General features: G+C 59.6%; 18 protein-coding genes and 1 pseudogene. 6 read left to right on the plus strand and 13 right to left on the minus strand.

Going from position 1 to position 20,689, the window contains the following annotated elements:
- Nucleotides 1-11: 11 nt before the first annotated feature.
- The 3 genes and pseudogenes from ABE456_RS03495 to ABE456_RS03505 form a co-directional block, all read right to left on the minus strand.
- Nucleotides 12-1,712 (minus strand): FAD-dependent monooxygenase, encoded by a 1,701-nt coding sequence (locus tag ABE456_RS03495; protein WP_346642716.1) that lies wholly within the window; start codon nt 1,710-1,712, stop codon nt 12-14.
- A 74-nt stretch (nt 1,713-1,786) separates the two neighbouring features.
- Nucleotides 1,787-1,915, minus strand: a pseudogene (locus ABE456_RS03500) (ATP-binding protein); the annotation flags it as partial.
- The gene (locus tag ABE456_RS03505) at nt 1,915-2,742 is read right to left on the minus strand and encodes a hypothetical protein (RefSeq protein WP_346642717.1); all 828 of its coding nucleotides are present in this window, start codon (nt 2,740-2,742) and stop codon (nt 1,915-1,917) included. The pseudogene ABE456_RS03500 and the gene ABE456_RS03505, both read right to left, overlap by 1 nt.
- Nucleotides 2,743-2,800: 58 nt before the next feature.
- Between ABE456_RS03505 and ABE456_RS03510 the strand changes: the two genes are divergently transcribed.
- From ABE456_RS03510 to ABE456_RS03525, 4 genes are read left to right on the plus strand one after another with little or no spacing between them, the layout of a single operon-like run.
- Entirely contained in the window at nt 2,801-3,817 is a 1,017-nt protein-coding gene (locus tag ABE456_RS03510; protein WP_346642718.1) for a WYL domain-containing protein, read from the plus strand.
- Nucleotides 3,804-4,580, plus strand: a complete 777-nt coding sequence (locus ABE456_RS03515) for an NAD-dependent deacylase (RefSeq protein WP_346642719.1) — start codon at nt 3,804-3,806, stop codon at nt 4,578-4,580. Before ABE456_RS03510 ends, ABE456_RS03515 begins: the two co-directional genes overlap by 14 nt.
- Nucleotides 4,581-4,626: 46 nt before the next feature.
- The gene (locus ABE456_RS03520; RefSeq protein WP_346642720.1) at nt 4,627-5,322 is read left to right on the plus strand and encodes a hypothetical protein; all 696 of its coding nucleotides are present in this window, start codon (nt 4,627-4,629) and stop codon (nt 5,320-5,322) included.
- Nucleotides 5,323-5,335: 13 nt separating this feature from the next.
- Nucleotides 5,336-5,992 (plus strand): hypothetical protein, encoded by a 657-nt coding sequence (locus ABE456_RS03525; protein ID WP_346642721.1) that lies wholly within the window; start codon nt 5,336-5,338, stop codon nt 5,990-5,992.
- Between the two features lie 398 nt (nt 5,993-6,390).
- Here ABE456_RS03525 and ABE456_RS03530 read toward each other — a convergent pair whose 3' ends face one another.
- Nucleotides 6,391-7,155 (minus strand): hypothetical protein, encoded by a 765-nt coding sequence (locus tag ABE456_RS03530; protein ID WP_346642722.1) that lies wholly within the window; start codon nt 7,153-7,155, stop codon nt 6,391-6,393.
- A gap of 64 nt (nt 7,156-7,219) precedes the next feature.
- Nucleotides 7,220-8,497: a bifunctional O-acetylhomoserine aminocarboxypropyltransferase/cysteine synthase gene (locus ABE456_RS03535; RefSeq protein ID WP_346642723.1), complete on the minus strand. Its 1,278-nt coding sequence runs from the start codon at nt 8,495-8,497 to the stop codon at nt 7,220-7,222.
- Nucleotides 8,498-8,738: 241 nt separating this feature from the next.
- Here ABE456_RS03535 and ABE456_RS03540 point away from each other — a divergent pair, with 241 nt between their 5' ends.
- On the plus strand, nt 8,739-9,188 hold the full coding sequence (locus ABE456_RS03540; RefSeq protein ID WP_346642724.1) for a hypothetical protein: 450 nt from the start codon (nt 8,739-8,741) through the stop codon (nt 9,186-9,188).
- 25 nt (nt 9,189-9,213) lie between these two features.
- Here the strand turns inward: ABE456_RS03540 and ABE456_RS03545 are convergent, their stop codons facing one another.
- From ABE456_RS03545 to ABE456_RS03580, 8 genes are all read right to left on the minus strand, one after another.
- Entirely contained in the window at nt 9,214-9,849 is a 636-nt protein-coding gene (locus tag ABE456_RS03545; RefSeq protein WP_346642725.1) for a hypothetical protein, read from the minus strand.
- 328 nt (nt 9,850-10,177) lie between these two features.
- Nucleotides 10,178-11,242, minus strand: a complete 1,065-nt coding sequence (locus ABE456_RS03550) for a WYL domain-containing protein (RefSeq protein ID WP_346642726.1) — start codon at nt 11,240-11,242, stop codon at nt 10,178-10,180.
- A 151-nt stretch (nt 11,243-11,393) separates the two neighbouring features.
- Nucleotides 11,394-11,801 (minus strand): SMI1/KNR4 family protein, encoded by a 408-nt coding sequence (locus ABE456_RS03555; RefSeq protein ID WP_346642727.1) that lies wholly within the window; start codon nt 11,799-11,801, stop codon nt 11,394-11,396.
- 12 nt (nt 11,802-11,813) lie between these two features.
- The gene (locus ABE456_RS03560; protein WP_346642728.1) at nt 11,814-12,401 is read right to left on the minus strand and encodes an HNH/ENDO VII family nuclease; all 588 of its coding nucleotides are present in this window, start codon (nt 12,399-12,401) and stop codon (nt 11,814-11,816) included.
- On the minus strand, nt 12,398-15,661 hold the full coding sequence (locus ABE456_RS03565) for an ATP-binding protein (protein WP_346642729.1): 3,264 nt from the start codon (nt 15,659-15,661) through the stop codon (nt 12,398-12,400). Before ABE456_RS03565 ends, ABE456_RS03560 begins: the two co-directional genes overlap by 4 nt.
- A 4-nt stretch (nt 15,662-15,665) precedes the next feature.
- Nucleotides 15,666-16,598: a hypothetical protein gene (locus tag ABE456_RS03570; protein WP_346642730.1), complete on the minus strand. Its 933-nt coding sequence runs from the start codon at nt 16,596-16,598 to the stop codon at nt 15,666-15,668.
- 11 nt (nt 16,599-16,609) lie between these two features.
- The gene (locus ABE456_RS03575; protein WP_346642731.1) at nt 16,610-18,868 is read right to left on the minus strand and encodes a dynamin family protein; all 2,259 of its coding nucleotides are present in this window, start codon (nt 18,866-18,868) and stop codon (nt 16,610-16,612) included.
- On the minus strand, nt 18,865-19,794 hold the full coding sequence (locus ABE456_RS03580) for a dynamin family protein (RefSeq protein WP_346642791.1): 930 nt from the start codon (nt 19,792-19,794) through the stop codon (nt 18,865-18,867). Before ABE456_RS03580 ends, ABE456_RS03575 begins: the two co-directional genes overlap by 4 nt.
- A 636-nt stretch (nt 19,795-20,430) precedes the next feature.
- Here ABE456_RS03580 and ABE456_RS03585 point away from each other — a divergent pair.
- Nucleotides 20,431-20,598, plus strand: coding sequence for a hypothetical protein (locus ABE456_RS03585; RefSeq protein WP_346642732.1), 168 nt, complete (start codon nt 20,431-20,433; stop codon nt 20,596-20,598).
- Nucleotides 20,599-20,689: the final 91 nt, after the last annotated feature.

Genomic DNA, 20,689 nt, shown 5'->3' on the forward strand with positions numbered 1-20,689 from the left:
GGCGGTATCTCTCAGTTCTTGCCCAGGGCGGTGTCGACGGCGGTGTGCAGTTGTGCGGCAGAAACCTGCAGCCAGCGGGCGCAGATGTGCTGGTCTGGGCGCACCAGGTAGGCGCCGTTGCGGCTGATGCCATACTTGGCGGCGATATGGCCGCTGGCGTCGTTAATCAGCTGGTCTGCTCCGCTGATGGCGGCCTGGCCGCCTTGGGCAATCGCGATGATCTGCAAGGGCACGCCGCTGCTGCGAATGGCATTCGCCTGCTCGACCACGTCGCTTGGGATGCAGTCACTGTCGGTGAAGTAGAGCAGGTAGAAGCTGGCACCCAGGTGGTCGAACAGGTAGTCGTCTGCGCCCAGCCGAATGTTCAGCAGCGGTGCGCCGTTACGCGGCCCAGCGGCAAAACGCTGGTTGTCGTCAGCTGCACAGTTGAGCACCGAGTCGGCGTAGTCGTGTGGCCGCGAGGTGCGCCAGTGGTACAGCGGGCGGACGAACGCCTGGGTAAGCGACAGCGACAACACCGCATCGCGCACCAAGCGGTAACCAGCGGTGGGTGGCGCCATGAAGCGGGTACTCTTGCCGGCCTCGCTGATGATTTCCCGTGCGGCACTCACGCGCTCGCTGGAATAGGACGGCAGCAGCTTGGGGCCGGCCAGGCCCTTGAGGGTAAGGGCCAGTTTCCACACCAGGCCATGGCAATCCTGGAACCCGGTGTTGGCGCCACGCACGCCGAAAATCGGCAGCAGGTGCGCGGCGTCCCCGGCGAATATCACGCGCTGGTGAATGTAGTCCGGCAGGGTCAGGGCGCGGGCCGAATAGACCGAGCTCCAGTCCATTTCCCACTGCGGGTCTTCTACGCAGAGCATCTTCAACTGGGCATTGATACGCTCGCGCAAGGACTCGGGCTGCAGCGCCTGTTCCGGGGTTTCGTCTGGTGGCAGTTGGTAGTCAATGCGCCAGATATCACCCGGTTCGCGGTGCATCAGCACGGTGTTGCCCGGGTTCCAGGCCGGGTCGAAGTAGGCAAGGCGCTCGGTAGGCAGGCCCAGGTCAATCTTGATGTCGGCGATCACGAAGCGGCCTTCGTAGGCGGTGCCCTCAAGCTTCAGGTCCAGCAGCGTGCGCAGTGTCGAGCGGGCGCCGTCAGCCGCTACCACCCAGTCAGCATCCAGCTCATAGCTACCGGCAGGGGTATCGATGCTCAACCGGGCGAAGTCGTCATGTTGCGCCAAACCGGTAACGCGGTTGCCCCAGCGCAGCTCGATCAACGGGTTGGCCTCGGCGGCCTCGGCCAGAAACTGCTCCAGGTAGGGCTGTTGCAGGTTGGTCATGGGCGCGTAGCGGTCGTCTGGGTCGTGCGGGTTTTCCATACGGAACACCCGCTGGTTGCGGTAGAACGAGTTGCCGCAGCTCCACGGCAAGCCAAGCTCGCAGACCCGCTCGGCGACACCCACCTGCTGCAAGATTTCCATCGAGCGGCGGGTGAATACGATCGCCCGGCTGCCTTCGCTCACCTGCCGCTCCGCCGCCAGCAGCACACACGCTATGCCTTGGCGAGCGAGGTCCAGGGCTGTGGTCAGGCCGATCGGGCCGGCACCAACCACCACGACAGGCTTGCGTTCAGGCTGGGCGGCGCCAACGCTGGCGGTGTGGGCGGGGAAGACCTGGTAGTTGAAGTAGAGGGAGCGGCGCGGCTCGCTGTAGGGCTGATGCATGGCTATGCACATCCTTATTCTTGTAGGTATTCAGGTGTGCAAATGACTGTACTTGAGGCAGCGCAGAGCGATGTCCCCTGTAGGGGACAATTGCATTGTAAAAGGCCATGCTGGTGCAGCCGTACTCTGAACAGCCCGCCCGGTGGCGCATTGCTTTCCAGGTGACTACCGGGAAATGCATCATTCAAGGCCTTCGCAAGGTTCAGTCAACAGCCTCGCCCAGCAGCATCATGGAATACACCGAAGACTTGGTAAGTTTCATTGCCGTTTTCATCATCACAAGCTGCGGATTGCTGGCTTCCAGAACCGCTGAGAACTGCGTGTAGTGGCTGAGTGAGAGATCAAGCCCACCATCAAGGCATCCGTAAATCACCCTGTAGGGCGGGCCCTGGTGCTTGTCATAGGGTGGTGTCGCATGGTGATCGTAGGTCAGCTTTTCAAAGCGCAAGGTGTTGCCTTTGCAACAAGCCAGCGCGGTAAGGAAATCGGCATAATCGACACACACCATGCCCTGATTGAATTGCATGACTTTAAAGAAATCGATGCACTCACAGGCCCATTGATAGAACCCGGCCTGGTCGTCTGCGGCACCATCGAAGATCACCTGGAATTGGTTTTCGCCCAAGGGCCGGTCTTTGGCTTTGGCATCAATGAAAAAGACACTGGTGTCAGCATCATTTGCGACACAGAATTTCCTCGGTGCATCAACGAGAATGTGGATATCGATACGCGGATAGGCAAAGCGCTCGATGGGAGCATCCTCTGAAACACAAAGCGCTTTGTACCCGGTGACAAAATCCGTAATCAGGATATTGATATAGCCATGAACAAGGGCGCTGTCGGTCAGTTCAAACATAGGTGCCGTTCTCTCTCTGGGGCGTAAGATGCGTTGGTTGGCTTGCCACGCGCTGAACCCTTCAGGTCGCAACCTCGGCTGGCTGAGCAAAAGCGCCTGATCGGTTCCGCAGCGCGAGGGCACCATCTTCGGCTGGCGCCAGGCCTTGATGGGTCGCGATTGCACGCGACCCATTTGGTCTCGATATCGTGGAAAATGCCGATAGCCAGCCACTACTCGCCAAGGAATCGCCGTGCCGTCCAATTCAGGAAGAAACACCCTAAGCCGTCAGTGGGAGATGTTGCAGTTGCTGCCTACGTCCGGTAGTGGCATCACGGCAAGGGCGTTGCAGGAGCGCCTGGCAGCAGCGGGCTTCCCCACGACCAAGCGCACAGTCGAGCGGGACCTGGAAGACCTGGCCACGGTGTTTGCCATTCGCAAGAACGACAAGAGCGTGCCCTACGGCTTCAGTTGGGCACCGCCCTCGAGCTTTCAGGCATCGGCGGTGAGTGTGCTGGACGCCCTGACCCTTACCCTGGCCCAGGAGACGCTCAAGCCGTTGATCCCGGCTTTCATGCTGGGCGCACTACAGCCTCGCTTCGAGCAGGCAAGCAGCAAGCTGAACGCGCTGGCCCGGCAGTCGCCAGCCAGCCAGTGGCCGCAGAAAGTGGCCAGCGTGCCAGCTAACCTGCCGTTGCTGAAACCGCACATTGACGCTGGCTGCCTGGCAACGGTGCAACAAGCGTTGATCGAGAACCGGCAGTTGACCTGTAGCTATTACTCGGCGCACCGCAACCAGCAGAGTCAACTCATCCTCAACCCGTTAGGCCTGGTGCAACGTGGCGAAGTCACCTACCTGATCGCGCTGGCAGAACCCTATGAGGACGTACGCCAATTCGCGCTTCATCGCATCAGCGACGCGGCGCTCACGCCTACCTCCGCCAAGGCGCCATGCGACTTCGACCTTAAGGCTTACGCCACTTCAGGGGCCATGCAGTTTGGCGATAACGCCGCGACGATGATCACCCTTGAAGCCTGGGTGAACGATGGGCTTTTGCGCTTGTTGCGCGAGACGCCCCTGAGCGAAACCATGGAGACCATGTCCAGTGAGCAAGGTGGCTGGATCCGCGCAACCGTGGCCGATAGTTGGGAACTGGAGTGGTGGCTGCTTTCTCACACCGGCTCTATTGCCGTCACCGCACCGGAGGCGTTGAAGAAACGCTTGCTACAGCGTTTGCGCAGAGGAGTCGAGCTTTATGAAGACGAATGAAACTGCATTTGCCAACGCCGTGGAGTGGCTGGCCAATGCACGCAGGGTAGTGGTGTTCACCGGCGCAGGGGTTTCGGCAGAAAGCGGCATCCCGACGTTTCGCGACCAGCTGAGCGGTTTCTGGGCGCAGTTCGACCCCGCCCAGCTCGCGACCCCAACCGCTTTTCGTAACGATCCGGCCTTGGTCTGGGGTTGGTACGAATGGCGCAGGGCCCTGCTCGCCCAAGCCCACCCTAATGCGGCGCATGTCGCTATTGCCGCCTTGGTACGGCATGTGCCGGAGCTGGTGCTGGTAACTCAGAATGTTGATGACCTGCATGAGCGCGCAGGCAGTAAAGAGGTGATCCACCTGCATGGAAGCCTGCACATGGCACGCTGCTTCGCTTGTGCGCGCCCGCACGCGTTGCCGAAGTGCCCCTCGCCAGAAACCAGTGCAAGTCGCCTTGAGCCGCCTCGTTGCTGTCATTGCAACGGGAGGGTTCGCCCTGGCGTGGTCTGGTTCGGCGAAGAGTTACCCGAGGCCGAATTACGGTCTGCATTCAAAGCTGCCAGAAACGCAGACTTGTTGCTGTCGATTGGAACATCCGGTGTGGTGTACCCGGCCGCACGTATCCCCGAGATCGCTTGTGAACACGGCGCTCATGTTGTTCACGTAAACACTGAGCCGGTCGATACAGCGGTTGCCACGAGCTTGACCGGTCGAGCAGGTGAATGGCTGCCCAGGTTACTTCGCGCGGCTTTTGGTGCCAGCGCCGACCTTTGAACCTGACCGGAATACAGAGCAAAACAGCAAGACGTAAGGAGGCTTCATGCTGCATGCGTTCAGCCACAACAAATCCAGGCTCTATCGGCGCTATCTTGGCCATAGGGATGAAACCACCGAGCTCAGGGTGGCCGAAGAGGACGAGATGACCTCCACCCTGATGGGCCCGCTGGCATTTCTATCCCCCGCGGCTATCGCCGCGTTCTGGTGTGCGTTGGTGCAACTGCGCAATCCGGAGCACGCACTGCCCACTGAGGCGCCTACCCGCGCAGAGATGCACTTCTGGCCGCGCAACGGGCGAATCGAGCCAGACCTTCGAGTAGAGCTGAGTTGGGGCGCTCATACCCGTATCTTGCTGGTGGAATTCAAATGGCGTGCGCCCTTGAGCGGCAAGGAACAGCTGCACGACCAGTGGCAGCACTACCTCGACACTGATGAGCAAAGCCGTGCGCTACACCTGTTCATCGGCCTGGAAACCAGTGAAGCCAGTAACGCCTTGAACCGTCGGGACGTGTGGAACGGCAAGTTGATCATGCGCTCGTGGTTTGACGTTCTCACTGCCGTGTCCGCGATCCGTACCGGGCCAGGGCTTGAGTTACGGCGTTGGAGCGAGCAGGTACGTTTGTGTTTGCAACTGCTGGCCGTTGAACCCTTCAGCGGCTTCGAACACATCGCAAAGCCGCAACTCCCAGCCGCGTCTGATCATGTTTTTTTTGCGCAGCCTGCGCCTGCCAAGTCTTGAGAGTGCATTGCAAATGAGTGAAACCGGTAAAGCCATTTCCGCCGCTGTCGCCTACGTGTCCAAAGTTGGTGTGGAGTGCGAAGCGCTGGCTAAGCTGATCAAGCAGGAGCTCGGTGAACTGTTCCGCCAGGGGGCGGTGCATTCAAGCTATGAACCAGGTGAGTGGTCGAGCAGCTACAGGACTGACGCAACTGGCTGGGTTTTCAGTGCCGCCGCCTGGACAGTGCCGCTTGCAGCGAAGGGCAAGCCTGAGGCCACAGTGCATCTGGCATTCCAGATGAGCTTCCTGTGTGATGACGCCGAGGGTGGGTTCAGCCCGGAGCCTCTGCTTCATATCAACCTGTGGGATGCGCCGACGAATGTCCGGTCTGAATGTTACATGGGCTTCGAGATGTCCGGCATCTCTGCAAAGTCCATGGCCCGCTTGCAGGACGCTAGCGCGCGGCTTTTTCGCTGGGAAGCGGAAGAGGGGGCAGTGGAGCAATGGACATACAGTTTGCCGCTGGCTGCCTTAAATAATCTGGACGACATCCGCAGCCAGGTCTGTGCACCGGTCAGAATGTTGCTGGCCAACGTGGATGATGGCGAAGCTGCACTCGACGATGTGCCAAACGCCGTAAGTTGGTCGGTGAAAGATGGCATGGCGGGCTTCTACCAGGTGGTCCGATAGCATCGAAGGTTTGAAAGTGTCGGGGCAGCCTAAAGCCTCACAGGGATCGCACATGGTTCGATGCCAATGCGCTCGAGGTGGGAGCAATGGTCTTGCATTAATCTAGTGGCCTTGCGCTGGCCCTTGTGGGAGCGGCCTTGTGTCGCGAAAGGGCTGCAAAGCAGCCCCGGCAATTTGTGCATCTGTGCTGAAACCCTGGGGCTGCTTTGCAGCCCTTTCGCGACACAAGGCCGCTCCCACAGGGACCGCGCAAGATTTTGGATTTTGAGCAAGACCGTTGCTCCCACAGGTACTGCACATGGCTTGAGGCTGATGCGGTCGAGGTGGGTGGCTTGCCAGCGATGAGCTGCGCAGCAGCCCCAGTGAAGTTGCGCAGCTCAAACAGGCGCGCTGGCGTATCAACGCCGCCGCAACACAGTGGCCAGCCCAACGGTCAGCACCACAGCGCTGAGCATGGCCAGCCCGATGGTAACGCCAACGCCCCAGGTTTCGAGCAACCCCGCCAACACCAGGTAAAACGCAATCACCCCCACCGCGCCAATCGCATTGCCCCGCACCATCGCCGCCATCCCGGCCCGCCCGCCTTGCACATGGGCGAACACCACCAGCGGCCAGGCAATCACTGGAATCGGCGCCAGCATCCCGCTGGTTGCCGGGCCCAGCCAGCTGGCCAGGCTGGTGGTGATCATCAACAGGGAAGTGGCAGACACCATGCGCAGGGGGATCTCCCAGTACCGGTGCCGGGGCCGGGCCAGGGTGTCGGGCCTGGGCTCACGGCCGCTGGCGCGTATCAGCACGCCGATCAAAACCAGCGCCACGGCAATCGATAGGTACAGGCTGCCCCAGTGGGTAAAGGCGTAGGCGGCCAGGCCATAGAACAATATCGCCAGCAGCACGGCCGGGCCGATGCCCAGCCTGCGCGTGGCGAACAGGTAGAAGGTGTAGGTGGCCTGCACCGCCGCCAGGCCGCCCAGCGCGCCGGGCACCGCGCCTAGCGCAAAGGCCGTGCCCTGTTCCAGGCACAGGAAAGACATCACCAGCGCCGAGGTAATCGGCAGGCCGGACAGCAGCCCACCCAGCAGGCCGCCCCAGCGCCGCGAGGCAAGGGAGATGGCCCACATCAGCAGGGGGGTGACGATGAGTTTCAGGTAGAGCAGGGTCATTGCGGGGCTATCCAGGTTTGCAGAAGGTGCGCCCGCCGTCGGCATTGGGTGGGGCGCGGGTGTATCAACCGCGGCTGGCCTCCAGGGCCTGGGCCAGGTCGGCGATGATGTCGTCGCTGTGCTCGATGCCGATAGACAGGCGCACCATGTCCCGTGGCACGCCGGCCTTCTCCAGTTCCTCGTCGTTGAGCTGGCGGTGGGTGGTGGAGGCGGGGTGGCAGGCCAGCGACTTGGCGTCGCCAATGTTCACCAGGCGCACCACCAGCTGCAACGCATCGATGAAGCGTGCGCCGGCCGCCTGGCCGCCCTTGATGCCGAACGACAGGATCGACGCCGGCTTGCCGCCGGTGTAGCGCTGGGCCAGTTCATGCTCGGGGTGGTCGGGCAACCCAGCGTATTTCACCCAGGCCACCTGCTCGTGGGCTTGCAGGTAGCGGGCGACCTTCTGCGCGTTCTCGGTGTGGCGCTCCATGCGTAGGGCCAGGGTTTCCAGGCCTTGCAGGATCAGGAAGGCATTGAACGGCGACAGCGCGGCGCCAGTGTTGCGCAATGGCACCACGCGGCAGCGGCCGATGAAGGCGGCGGGCCCGAAGGCTTCGGTATAGGTGACGCCGTGGTAGGACGGGTCGGGGGTGTTGAGCAGGGCGAAGCGGTCTTTGTTGTCGGCCCAAGGGAACTTGCCGGAGTCGATGACGATGCCGCCGATACTGGTGCCGTGGCCGCCGATGTACTTGGTCAGCGAGTGCACGACGATATCGGCGCCGTGCTCGAACGGCCGGCACAGTACCGGGGTGGCCACGGTGTTGTCGACGATCAGCGGCACACCGTGGCGGTGGGCGGCCTCGGCCAGTGCGGCGATATCGACGATGTTGCCGGCGGGGTTGCCAATGGACTCGCAGAACACCGCTTTGGTGCGTTCATCGATCAGCGCTTCGAGAGCAGCAATGTCATCATGGGCGGCGAAACGGGTGTGGATACCCATGCGCGGCAGGGTGTGGGCCAGCAGGTTGTAGGTGCCGCCGTACAGCTTGGCCACCGAGACGATGTTGTCGCCGGCCTCGGCGACGGTCTGGATGGCGTAGGTGATGGCCGCCATGCCCGAAGCCACCGCCAGCGCGCCGACCCCGCCCTCGAGGGCGGCCATGCGCTGCTCGAGCACGTCGTTGGTGGGGTTCATGATGCGCGAGTAGATATTGCCCGCCACCTTCAGGTCGAACAGGTCGGCGCCGTGCTGGGTGTCGTCGAAGGCGAAGGAGGTGGTCTGGTAGATGGGTACGGCCACCGCCCTGGTGGTCGGGTCGGGGCTGAAGCCCGCGTGGATGGCGAGAGTTTCCAGCTTCATGCAGTCGTTCCTTGAGCGTGGGTGGAAGCGTTCAAGCATGCTGCGGGGGGAGAGCGTGGGTCAAGGATGTCATGGTGGTGTGCCTTTGAGCGGTGTCGCACACCGGCTGGTTGAAACCGATTGGGCACTCGAAATCGCTGGCCCAATGAGGAGAGGAGAGGGTAAAAAGACCGAAGTTAGGCAACCGCATCAGCATCAACGTTGAATGCCATTTGAGAAGACGGGACGGGTACTGCAATTCATGGAAATCACTCAGTTGCTCAAAACTATGCTGCGCTACAGGGAAGCGCTCGAGGCCCATGGCATCCGAGATACTGGCGGTTACGCTGAATTGCTTGCGGCCAGGGCGCTTTGTGCAAGTCGCAACAAAAGTAGTGTTGAGAAGGGTTTTGACATCCTGTGTCCGCAACTGGGCAGAATTGAAGTGAGATCCAGATGCTTGCCGCGGAGCGGTAGACATGAAACTCGCATTGAGCTCTCTGACAAGAAGGAGGGTGGCTTCGACTACCTGCTGGGAATCCTTTTCGACCCGGATATTGAGGTTGTTGGCGGCTTCCTGCTTCCTCATCATGCTGCCATCAGTCTATCTCGGCTGCAGCAATTCAAACGTATTCCATTTGCGACCGGGCTGGCTCATCCGCAGGCGATAGATATTACCGAAAAGCTCAGGCTAGCCCAGCAACAGCTTTGAGTTGCGCATGCCTCGTTGCTGGCCGCTATTGCTGGGAAGTCCTGCTGTAAATATGGGCCATTTTCTGTTTTTGGACTTCCGTGATGGGGAAATAGGTATCGCACATTGGATCAGTCAATACCAACTCCCCCGTTGATGGCCTGACCATCATGTTGTCGAGTCTTACGTCAACTGCTGCTTCGTGTTGATCAGCAAAACGTGCGGCCGTTTCCCAGGCTTTTAACATGCCTGAGTACTCGTCATGGTGATCAGCGAGCTGGGAACAGCGTTCTCCAAACTCAACCAAAGCCTCGCCATGCAGTTGGCTCTCATCGTCTTCAATCAGTTGCGCCAGGATCAAGCTGATGTCTGCGGCGAGCTTGCTGCCAAGAGGGATAGGATGCAGGACCTCAACCTCAGCCAGCCAATAGAAGCAATCGTCGTCTTCGTCCGATGGCGCGACTGGGCCGTAGTCATGCAGAATGTTCGTAACGTGTGGGTTAAGTTTTGCTGACTGCTCGGCTATGAAATTGTGCCCGCATCCTTCGCGGGTCAAACGATACAGCCGGTTCTCAGCCTGATAAAGCATAGTACTTGATCCGTGCGTGAAGTAACTGGCTGACTTCAACGGCTCATTGGCCAGAACGTAGTCGAAGAGCGGACCTTTGAATAGAGTGCTCATGGTGTATTGGATCCTTGATCGTGGCTGCGACGCAAATTTGAGGTGGGCTACTTCGGTGCCATGTCGATAACTGTGGTCGCGAAACACTTCGGCTTCGGGTGCGGCTCAATCAGGCGCTAAGAGGAGCTTGTCCCAACGGGCAGACCAGGTGATCTTGCCGGTGGAGCCCATGCTCACCGAGCCAGTATGTCGACATACTGACGATAAAGCGCCTCCTTCTGCGCCGGCGACATGTTCTGCGCTGGAATGTACGCGCTGAATACAACCCCGGAATAGTCAGGGAAGCTCGCCTCCGTCAGTCGCTTCATGGGCAAGTTGAGCAGCCCTCTCAGTTCATCGAGCCTGCGTTGGCAGGTATTTCCGCAGAGCCATCCGCCCGCACTGGCTCCCCTTCATAGCGCTGCAATGCCCCACGCAGTGTTTCGAGCAGCTTCTGGCGCAACTCCACAGGCTGTTCGACCACCACGCCGTCGCCTTGCGATAGAAGCCACCAGTTCAGTTGCCAGCTGTCGCTGACAGTCGCGGTCAGGCGGTATCCACCGTCCGCGGCCTCCAGCAGCATGTCATCTGCCAGTGGCGTTTCCCGCAGCAGGCGGGCCAGGTTTTCGCTGACCCACGCTTGCAACTTGATCTTTTGCGGGCCACCAAATTGCAAGGCATCGCTGGCCAGGTACTGGGCAAGGTCGAACTGAGAAGCACCTTCACATGTGCTCGCCAGTATCTCGACGCTCAGGAAACGATGTACGGCATATTGGCGCAGGTCTGCGTAATGGCCGGCGGTTGCTATCAGGTAAGTGGCAACGCCACGTTGCACCAGGGCCAGGGGGTTGAGGGTCAGTTCACTGGTCTTGTTGCCATGCGCCGAGTAGTAACGGCAGGCGAGCTGTCGCTCCTCCAGCAGTGCCAGTTGAATCGTCTCCAGGGTTTCGGCGCAAACGCTTGGTGCCTGCAGGTTGAGCTCTGGGCGCACGCTGGCAACCTTGCTCATCCAGCGGGCCGCCAGGTTTTCATCGGCCATGTTTGCAAGCTTCTTGCGCGCATGCTGGAAGCGGCCCTGCAATGCCTGGAGCATTCCGTTGGGCAGCAGCGGGCGAATGGTGTCTTCGATAAGCGTCAGGCTCAGCGCTTCGCTGATGTTCATGCCTGGCAGGTCGATGCTTGCCCCCGGAGCCCAGTGCCAACCGAAGGGTTTGCCACGGTCGTTGCAAGTCAACGGGAACACCCGCGAGAGCTCGACCAGGTCGCGTTCGACCGTGCGTTTGGTGATGCGGTAGCCCGTATCCAGCATTTTTTCCAGCAGTTCATTGCTGGTGATTCCGGGGCCTCGGGTGGGCAGCTTGTGCAGCAGTTCCCATTGGCGGCTGATGGTGTCGCGGGAGCTGATCTGGGGCAATTGGGGCTTCCTTGGCGAGGCATGGGCGGCAAGCGGACCGGGGTGATGGCTCAAGACCGTCGTTGGGTACGTGGGCATGTGAGGGATGGGCAGTGCGGTGGGCGAGGCAGCTACAAGATGCCCCGCCAACTGGCGGGGCTCTTGACGGGCATCAGCCTTGGAAAACGTGCTTGACCAGGAATGCTTCCAGGTTGCCGTCCAGGGTGCGAACCACACCACCGTTGGGGGTGGCCCACAGCACGACTCGCTGGTGCTGGGTGTCGTACAGGTAGTATTGCCCGTCGCCCAGCTCCAGCAATGGCACTGCAGCTGCCGGGTAGCTGGCGTCGGAGGCCAGGTCCTTGTAGGCATTGAGCACGTGCAGGTAGTAATCGTCCGGTACCCCGAGGCCGTAAGTTTCATAGGCATCATGGGCAATCACGCCGAAGCGCTGCAGGTACTCTCGGTACTCGTTGCCCAGTGCAAAGCCCAGGTTCGACTCAAGGGTATCGATGCTTGCCTGGGTCGCAGGGCGGGTAGCCGCCTGTTGCTCTTCGACCAGTTTTTCCAGTGTATTCATGTGGGCACTCGTTTACCGTTGGCTCTCGATCTGTTCGGCTCGCGCCTTCCAGTATTCCTTGCGTTCCTTGTCGAAATCGTCGCGTGCGATTTCTGATTCTTTCAGTTTGTTGTGCAATACGTTGTCATTGCCATTACCCCTGTGCTCATCACGCGTGAGTTCGGCCAGGGGGGAGTCCTGCTTCTGGCCAATGTGATGCAGTTCGATCGGCCTGCCGTCGGCATCGAGGGGGGCGAGGCCGAGCTTCATGCGTTCCAGGTTGGTGCGGCCGAATGCATCTTCCTGATCGTAATCGATGTCGGTGCGGATCAGTGCATCCTTGCCGTTGACCTGGGCGGGCTCAAGGTTGGCTTCTTCGTAGATGCGCGCTTCGGCTTCGCTGTTGATGACGTCCAGCACTTCCTTGGGCAAGCCAAGCTTCTCAAGACGCTCGCGGGTCTCTTGGCTCATTACAGGCAACTCCAGGCGGTTTTCCTGGGTCAGCACGATCGGACGGTCCAGCTCGGCGATGATCAGGCATTTGTCGGGCGTTTCCCTGGCGAGCAGCGCGAGGCGAGAAGGGCTGTCGGCCTTATCGATGGCAAAGTTCTCGAAGTTCACCGGACGCTTCCTTTTTCATGGTGTGCATGCCACATCGCGTAGATCTCGAGGTGGCTTTCGTGCTGCTGGCTGTAGTCTTTCATCAGGCATTGTTGAGTAGCGAGCGCCAGTTCGGCCGAAAGCCCGCTGGCAGACTGTTCAAGTAAACCATCAAGCAGTTGGTCAAGGTGCGCATAGTCATTGGCCTCCTGGATGATCTGGTTGACCTGCCGGCGGCAACTCAGCGCATCCACCACCAACCGTGCCAGGCGCTCGAAGGCTTCCGCGCGCCAGATGGCAGGTACCTGCTGGTCGCGGTATTGCTTAACAACTTGCAACAGGCTGATGCGAGTGCGAGCAGGTAATGGTAGTGCACACAGGCCGCGCTGCAGCAGGTCGCAGTCAACCTGCACTGGCGTGGCAATGCGCTGGCTGAGTAGCAGTTTCAGCAGTTGGCCGTTGAAGTCGCTGCGGGCTACACCTGCAGTGGCTTGTGGCTGGTACTGGTATGGCGTTTCTTCACCCTTGAATTTGCGAACCTGGCACATCACGGGCTCAAGCCAGTCGTTCTGGTAGACGATGGCTACACCCTTGGGCAGGCGTGCAATCTCATCCAGTTTCTCGTCATTCAGCGCCACGGATTTACCGATCAGGCGGCGATCGGTTTCATCGGGCAGGCGCATGATGATCTTGGTATTGGTATTGCGGATCGCGGCGATGTCGACTGCATGGGGCGACTGGTCGGCGATGATGAAACCTTCGCCATAGGTGCGCATCTCTGCAATGGCGTTGGTCAGCATCTCTACCGACTTGGCCACCAGGCCCGCCCCTTCGGCGCCGCCTTCCGGGCTGCGCTTGAGGATGTTGTGGGCTTCTTCGAGCACAGTGACGTGGCGCAGGGGCTGGTTCATGCCGCCGTGGGCCATGCGGTGCTCGCTCAGGCGCATCACCAGGATACCCATGATCAGCGCCTTGGTCTCCGAAGAGCCGATGCGGCTGAGGTCGACGATCACATTGCTGTCGAACAGCACGGTGTTGTCGATTTCGTCCGCCACGAACAGTTGACCGTTGAGGCCATTGGTCAGTGATCGGATCCGGGTCGACAGCGAGCCAATGTAGTTGCCTTTGAGCTCCTGGGAATAGGCCGACGCCTCGATCACTTCCAGCAGCGTCTCCAGCAAGTCGACGAAGGTGGGGAAGATGTCTTCGTTGTAGCGGTTGCTCGAACTTTCCAGGTCCCAGCCACAGCGCTGGTAGGCTTGCAGGATAGCGTCCTTGAGCACTGCGGGCATTGCGGCGTACATGGGCCAGCAGACGTTGAAAATCTCCACCAGGCGGTCGACATGCTCGAGCACATGGATCGCTGCCGGGAAGCGGAACGGGTTGATGCGCAGCAGGGCGCTGTGGGCCGGGTGGGTACCGAGTACGGTCACGTCGGTGCGTTGACCGAACACATGCTTGTACTCGCCTTTGGCTGGCTCGATCACAAGGAACGGCACGCCGGCGGCACTGACCTGGTCGAGCATCTCGTAGAGCGTGTTGCTCTTGCCCGCACCGGTGGATCCGCTGATGAATACATGGCTGGCCAACTGGTCCATGTCCAGTTCGATGGTCTGCGGCAAGTTCTCCCAAAGATGGCGGATGTTGCCCAGGGCGAGGTGCCTGGCGCCAGTACGCTTGGGGGGCAGGCCGTCCAGGCGCTGCACCTTGCGGCCGAACGCCTGGGTTTCGACCACCGACACTGTCGAGGTGGAGCGACGTGGCAGGCTCAGTTGAATTGCCATCTCCTTGCCGGAAATCAAGGTCGCCGGGGTCACGAACGGGACCGGCAAGCGGCCAGCGAACGCCGGCTTGAGTTCGGGGTGGCTGAGGCGGGTGAGCCAGTCCAGCACTGCAGACTTGCTGCGGGATTTCCAGGTGGTGAGGGCAAAGTCTTCGTGGCTGGATTTGCTGCCGCGTACCAGGCCCAGGAAGATGCTTGCCAGCGATTCGGACGAAGCGCTGCTGTCACCGATGAAGTAGGCGGCAGAGTTCCAGCCGCCGTAGGTCTTGGCCTCGTCGATGCGTTGCAGGTGGTGGTCGATTCTGCCCAGCAGTTGCTCGATGGTTTTGTCCACGGATTCGATGGACAACTGGCAGTTGTTGCCGCTGGTACGGTTGACCGACTGGCTATCGGTGGTGCTTGTGGTGTGAGTAGTCGATTGTGTGCGGGCGCTGGAGCTGCTCCGCGACGTGCCATGGCTTTCGCTGGTGCCTTGGGTTATCGAGTGGCTGCTGCCGGTGCTGCGTGTTTCATTGAACGCGGAAGCGATCGCGGAGCCCACCTGTGCACCTACCATGGCGCCAAGCGGGCTCAGGAAAGACCCCGTAAGCGCGCCGATGGCACTGCCTGCAATTGCGGCCGCTTTCGACGCACCCGTTTGCGAGCTGAAGCTTTCAGAGGTGCCGTTGGTTTCGCTGGTGGACGTGCCGGTCGTGTGGCTGGTGCCGCGTGTCTCGGTCAGGCCCAGGCTGTGGCCAAGCGACGTGCTCAGGCCCTGGCTGATGCTCAGGCCAATACTGTCACTTTCTTGCTCGCCATAGGAGAGTTGCTGCTTTGCCAGGGGCGAAAGCTGGGTTGCAACCTGTTCGTAACCGATGCGGATCATGTCCAGCTTCTGCGAAGACACCGGCTCGGCCAGGATCAGTGCCTGGTACTCGCGGCGCTCTGCAGCATCGATGAAACGCTCCAGGCCCTGCATGAAGTGGTCGCGGTTTTCGGTCGACAGCGCAGGTACGCCGGTCACCGCAGTGATGCTGGCCGAGGGGTTTTCCTTTTCGCTGTCCAGCTTGTCGAGCAGCGCATTGGCGTCCTGCACACTCAGCGGTTGCAGTGCGCTACCAGGGAAGTGGCCTTTGAAGGTTTCACGCAGCAGTTCGCCGGAGTTCTGGCCAAGCATCTTGCCGGGTTCGCCGCGGGTGCCAATGAACAGCTCGGTCTCGATGCCATTGGAACGCAGGAACAGGAACACCGTGTAGCCAGCGGCGCCCAGGGCCGTGTAGGCAGCAGTGGTGCTCTCCAGCACCGACTGCTTGTTGTTCTGGACAATGCGCTCGACACGGAATACCCGCATGTCGCTGGCACGGTTGAGGCTGATGCGCTGCTGCGAAGTGATGACTGGGTACTGCTCCAGTTCGCTCAGGTAGCTGCGGTTGATCAGCGCCCGGCCGGCTGCCAGGGTGAGGGTGGCGTTTTCGTGGATTTCGCGGATTGCCAGAGGGGTCAGGGTCGTGGCGGCCATGGGGTTACTTCACTAACGCTGTCAGGAACACCACCAGGGCAGCCAACGCACCGCCGATGAGCAGGGCGGCTTTGAAGACCGGGTTGCGGCCGTTGTCCGAAGCACGGGTTTGCGATTGGTGTGGCTGGTGCGCGCGCTGTGACTGTTGTGACTGTTGTGACCGGGAGTTCTGCGGTTGGGCACGGTACGCGGCTGACGCGGCTTCGCTGGCGTTGGCACTGGCTCGTGGTTTGGGTTGTACGGGGGCGAAACCTTCTACGCCTTGCTGGCGCAATAGCTCACGGACTTCGATGAGGTGCAGGAAGCGCTCTTTGGCGTAGTTGGTCTTGAGGTAGACGACCTGGAGTTCATAGTACTCGCTCGTCCAGAGCTTCTGGTCAGCTTCCATTTCGCGGGCGAAAGATTTTTCAGAATAGGCTTCCAGAAGCCCAGGCACGTGGTTGGACGCCCAGGCCAGAGCAGCACGAAGTTCTGCTGCGGTCAGACGGTTGTCATCCAGTTCCACTCGCAACGCGGTCCGGATAGTGAGCAGTTCGCCTTCATCCACGAATTTCTTGAGGCTGGCGGATGGCTCATAGTTCGACGTCACGTGGGCGGCACTCTGGTGTTGGGAAGTTGAAGAACTTTCAGTAGGCGCGAAACCTTTCACACCTGAATTGCGCAGGTGCTCTCGAACAGCGAGTAGATGCTCGATTCGCTCTCGAGCGAAGTTTTCTTGGGCAAGCAAGATGTGGCGGCTGAAGTAATCTGCACTCCAACTCAGCTTGTCTGGATCAAGCGCATTCTTGCCAGTGCCTGGCTCGAAGGCGACCAGCAGCGCTGCAGACTGTTTCTCGGCATTATCAAGCAGGTCATTGAGCAGAGCCGTACTGGCTTGGGGATCCTTGAGCGACAGCAGATAACTCTTACGGGTTTTGGCAAGCATATCGGTAGTCATGCGGGGCCTCCTTAGATAGCCAATGTGCTGTCGAGCTTGTTTTTGAAATTGTCGATCCACGTACGCAAGGCCTTGGCTTCGGCAACGGCCACTTCACGGGCGTTTCGGTCTGTGGTTTTCGTGCTCAAGGACGTGAGCAGTTCGGCAAATTTCAGATCAAACTCTCGGGTCATGAATGCGACGTATTGTTCGATCAGGCGATCTTTCCCTGCCTCTATCTCTTGGCGCGCGCTATCGACCAGTCGAGTGAACTCAGACTGAATCCGAATGCCGCGCTCCTTCCAGAGTTTCTCTAGGTCGACATAGTTTTCGGTGCCGTAATCACGCACCGTTCTGGTCGAGCCCCAGGAGAAGGGGTTCCACCAAGTGCTGTCACTGACTTCCCGGGTACCAATGACAACACGCTTCTCCTGGATATCGCCCTGCTGTACGGAGAGATTGAACGAAATATTAGAAGCCGCCTTTTTGAGCCCATCGAAAATTGGCAGGTTCAAGCTCTCTGTGCCTTGGAATATCTCAGCGATATAGCGCTGGTACTCGGCATGCAAATCTTGTCGAATGAGCTCCTGGCTGGAGTCGAAAACAGCTTCGTACTGGTTTACCAGTTTGCGATGATGGAACTGCAAGAGTTCTTCAGCTTCCTGAACGCGCGCTTCAGCGATGCTCACCCGAACATCATTTTGCATGAAGTTTACGCTCATGTTCTTGATAACTGGCCCAATAAAGGCCTCCAGCCTGGCCAACTCAAGCTCTGTGTCTCGGGGCAGCGCCTTACCCTCACGTTCCAACCTGTCCTTGTAGGCCGCCGTATCGAAGCCTTTCTCCTGGCGCTGCTGCAGCCCCATGATTTCTTCGTTCAGATGCGCCAGTGTCCTTTCATCCTGTTGCAATTGTTCGATCAGCGCTGTCTCGTTCAAGCCCACCCGGATGGCATGGCCCAGCGCTTCGTATGCACGCTTGAGGCGATGCGGCAGGTTGTATTTGTCGATGTACTCATCGATCATCGCCTCGACTGCCGGCAAGCCGCTGGCGAGCAGCAGTGGGGAGTAATGCTTGTCCTGCAGCGAACGACGCACGCGGGACGTGATCGGCATGTACTGCAGCATGTTCATGCTCGGCTCTTCGCTGAACATGTCTGCCATGGACTTGTGTTCGTTGCGTTCCTTGCGGGTATGCAGGTCGTTCGGTTTGCGAATCAGGCGCGTCAGGTTGGCAGATACCGGATAAATCAGCGGGTTCTGGATGCCATTGCTGGTCAGGTACTGGTTCACCCTCTCCAGAACGGACGGAATGTTCTCGCCGTTCTCGGGGTCGAACACGTCCATCTTGTTGATCACGAAAATGAAGCGGTCCTTGCTCTGCTTACCACCCTTGCGCATGGTTTCTGCGACCAGGCCAAGCAGGTTGCGGTCATCGTTGGTGCCCAACTGGGTGGCATTCAGCACATACAGGATAAGCGGGTTGCGCTTGGAGTCCTGGATGAAGCTCATGGTCTTAAGTTGGTGCTCTTCGTCCTGGCTGTTGTTGGGGCCGGGGGTGTCGGTCAGCACCAGGCGCACGTCTTCACGCTCGCGGATCGCTACGATGTTGCCCTCGATATCGATCAGCTGGGTGTCTTCTAGCTGATTCCACTCCTTGAGGCATTCCAGGTCGACATCGTCTGACATGTCCACCTCAACTTCGTTGCGGTTGTAACGCTTGGCTGCAAAGCGGTCGGTCATCTGATCATTATCAGTGATCCGTGCAATGGTCGCGGTAGTCGCTTCGTTCGCGGCCGGGAGAAGGTCACGGCCCAACATGGCGTTGATCAGTGTCGACTTGCCCGAGGACATGGTCGCTACTACATACACGTCGAAATCGCGGTTGAACGCCTCGTGGATGGATATGCGAATCTGTTCATTGTCCTTGATGAACTGATCGAACTGAGGGTGTTCGCGAGCCTCGCTCATGAGGGCGCGAATCTGTTCCAGGCGCTGTTCGGTCGGCACGGTCTGGTGCCACTGCAATTCCACTTCCATGCCATTGGCGATGGCCACGTTGGCGGCTTCCTGGATATCCAGGAAGTCAGACTCCACACCGGTGAACGCAACATGGAAGCGATTGTCGCCATTGAACAGGTCGCTCAATTCGTCAAACAGCTTCTCTACCCACAGTTGCAGGCGCGACTCCTTGTAGCTCGACAGCTTGCAGCCTTCTGCCGGAGCCTGGTCGTTGATCGAGAAAGTCGTTTCGACGGTGAAGGGGTTGTGCGTGATATGGATGCGGTTCATGGGTTCTTGATCGACTGACGTTGGTGTTTGATCAGGGCTTCAACGGTTTTCAAACCGCTGATGGCCACCAGTTGCTGCAAATCGTTTTTTTCGCAGGCCTGCTCGTCCAGCGCATTGAGCTGGCGTTGCCGCTCCAGGCTGTTCAGCGCCTTGAACACGCCTTTCTTGATGGTGTCTGGCACCACCGTGGCATGCAGTAGCGAGCGCTTGTTGTCTTGCAGGTCGGCAAGCGCCTGGTGAAGCCTCAGGCGCTGTGAGCGGGTCAAGGCCTGGGCCTTGAGGGCTTTGCGGGCATACAGTGCGAGGTTGGCCATGGTCGGGATGATGATTGGTTGCTCAAAGCCGACGGCCGTGAGGTAGCGGTGGGATTTAGCGACATACTCATCAATGGTTTCACCCATATCAGGGTCGAGCAGGTCGACCTTGTTCAGAATGAAATAAATCGGGTGGCCAGGCCTGGACGCGAGTTCATCCCGTATCTGCTCAAGTAGCGCGCGATCGTCCTGCGTGCCCAATTGGCTGGCGTTCAGCACATAGCAAAGCGCCTTGAAGGAAATGGTACGGATCGCTTCCAGCATCAGCTCAGCATGCTTGGGGTCCTGGCTGTTGTTCGGGCCGGGCGTGTCATGCAACACCAACCCAGGTGCGGGGCTGGGCACGATCTTGAAGCTGCCTTTCAAGCTGATCCGCTTTACGTCACTGTTGGCATTCCAGTCACGAAGGGTTTCAGCTGAGGTGTCCTTGAGGCGTGCCAGCTCCTGATCTGCGTGCGAGTAACAGGCGCCATCGAAGGCACGCGCGCCCTGGCGGTGTTCGACGCGGGTCATGCAGGCAGTGGTGGCTTCGTTGGCGGTGTGCAGCAGCTCCTGCCCAATCAGGGCATTGATGAAGGATGTCTTGCCTGCACTCATGGTCGCCAGTACCAATACATCGAAAGGGGAGCTGCTTGCCTGGCGAGGCCTTGATTTTCCAGAACGGCCAGCTGACCTTCTTGAATGCTTCATGTGTCTTGCGGTCCTGTTGAACTAGTGGCTTCCACTGCGGTAAGCAGAGTGCTGCCGAAGGCGGGAGCGCTCGCTCGTGTTCGCTGAAAACAGGTTTGCACGAAGACGCGACAGGATGAGTCGCAAGCTCCATGCGACTGTTCAGGTCATTGAGGGGGCGTACCGGGCAGGTTTTGCACAGTGGGGGCTTGTGGCTGCATCCAGCGGCTGCCGAGTACGGGCAGGCTGAATGAGGAAATAGCTTTGTGCAGAGGCAAAGTAACGTCCTTGTGTCAGCTGGTAGCATTTTGCTATCGATGGCAGTATCGCATCATCCGAGCTATCGACGTCAAGCAGAGAAACTTGAGAGAAACTTGAGCCCTACCAAGGTCTGAGAGTGCCGTCTAACACTGGGTTGAGGACCCTACTTGCGTCCTGGTTGGCTCCTGCTCCATTGCACCTGGGCCGACTGTAAAGATATGCAAAGTTTCCCTATGCCATCACACCGCAGCTCTAGAATCCGCCCGCTGCCGAACCGGCCAACGGTGGGCAGCAGATCTAGCCTTGTGGAGCGTTGCAATGAAGTCGAAACACCTTTTCCGCGCAGCCTTGGTTGCGGCGTTGGTATCCGCCTTGTCGGGTTGCTGGATGTTCATGCCGCCGGGTGGTGGCGGTGGTCATGGTGGTGGCCACGGCGGTGGTGGTGGCGGTGGCTTTGGTGGCCATCAGGGCGGCGGCCCTCGCTAAGCTGACCCGCGATGGAACGCACTGCCCCGGCCGGGCTGCACTACGCCTGGCCTCGGCTAAACTATTGATAGCTGGGGGCGTTGAGGTGAGC

It is taken from the genome of Pseudomonas sp. TWI929 (genome assembly GCF_039673335.1).
Lineage (GTDB): Bacteria > Pseudomonadota > Gammaproteobacteria > Pseudomonadales > Pseudomonadaceae > Aquipseudomonas.

Excerpts from the sequence above, each read along its gene's own strand:
- ABE456_RS03570 (WP_346642730.1), bottom strand. The coding sequence starts at position 16,598 with ATGACTACCGATATGCTTGCCAAAACCCGTAAGAGTTATCTGCTGTCG.
- ABE456_RS03495 (WP_346642716.1), bottom strand. The coding sequence starts at position 1,712 with ATGCATCAGCCCTACAGCGAGCCGCGCCGCTCCCTCTACTTCAACTAC.
- ABE456_RS03540 (WP_346642724.1), top strand. The coding sequence starts at position 8,739 with ATGGAAATCACTCAGTTGCTCAAAACTATGCTGCGCTACAGGGAAGCG.
- ABE456_RS03505 (WP_346642717.1), bottom strand. The coding sequence starts at position 2,742 with ATGGGTCGCGTGCAATCGCGACCCATCAAGGCCTGGCGCCAGCCGAAG.
- ABE456_RS03530 (WP_346642722.1), bottom strand. The coding sequence starts at position 7,155 with ATGACCCTGCTCTACCTGAAACTCATCGTCACCCCCCTGCTGATGTGG.
- ABE456_RS03585 (WP_346642732.1), top strand. The coding sequence starts at position 20,431 with ATGAAGTCGAAACACCTTTTCCGCGCAGCCTTGGTTGCGGCGTTGGTA.
- ABE456_RS03575 (WP_346642731.1), bottom strand. The coding sequence starts at position 18,868 with ATGAACCGCATCCATATCACGCACAACCCCTTCACCGTCGAAACGACT.
- ABE456_RS03545 (WP_346642725.1), bottom strand. The coding sequence starts at position 9,849 with ATGAGCACTCTATTCAAAGGTCCGCTCTTCGACTACGTTCTGGCCAAT.
- ABE456_RS03565 (WP_346642729.1), bottom strand. The coding sequence starts at position 15,661 with ATGGCCGCCACGACCCTGACCCCTCTGGCAATCCGCGAAATCCACGAA.
- ABE456_RS03515 (WP_346642719.1), top strand. The coding sequence starts at position 3,804 with ATGAAGACGAATGAAACTGCATTTGCCAACGCCGTGGAGTGGCTGGCC.
- ABE456_RS03520 (WP_346642720.1), top strand. The coding sequence starts at position 4,627 with ATGCTGCATGCGTTCAGCCACAACAAATCCAGGCTCTATCGGCGCTAT.
- ABE456_RS03525 (WP_346642721.1), top strand. The coding sequence starts at position 5,336 with ATGAGTGAAACCGGTAAAGCCATTTCCGCCGCTGTCGCCTACGTGTCC.
- ABE456_RS03535 (WP_346642723.1), bottom strand. The coding sequence starts at position 8,497 with ATGAAGCTGGAAACTCTCGCCATCCACGCGGGCTTCAGCCCCGACCCG.
- ABE456_RS03555 (WP_346642727.1), bottom strand. The coding sequence starts at position 11,801 with ATGAATACACTGGAAAAACTGGTCGAAGAGCAACAGGCGGCTACCCGC.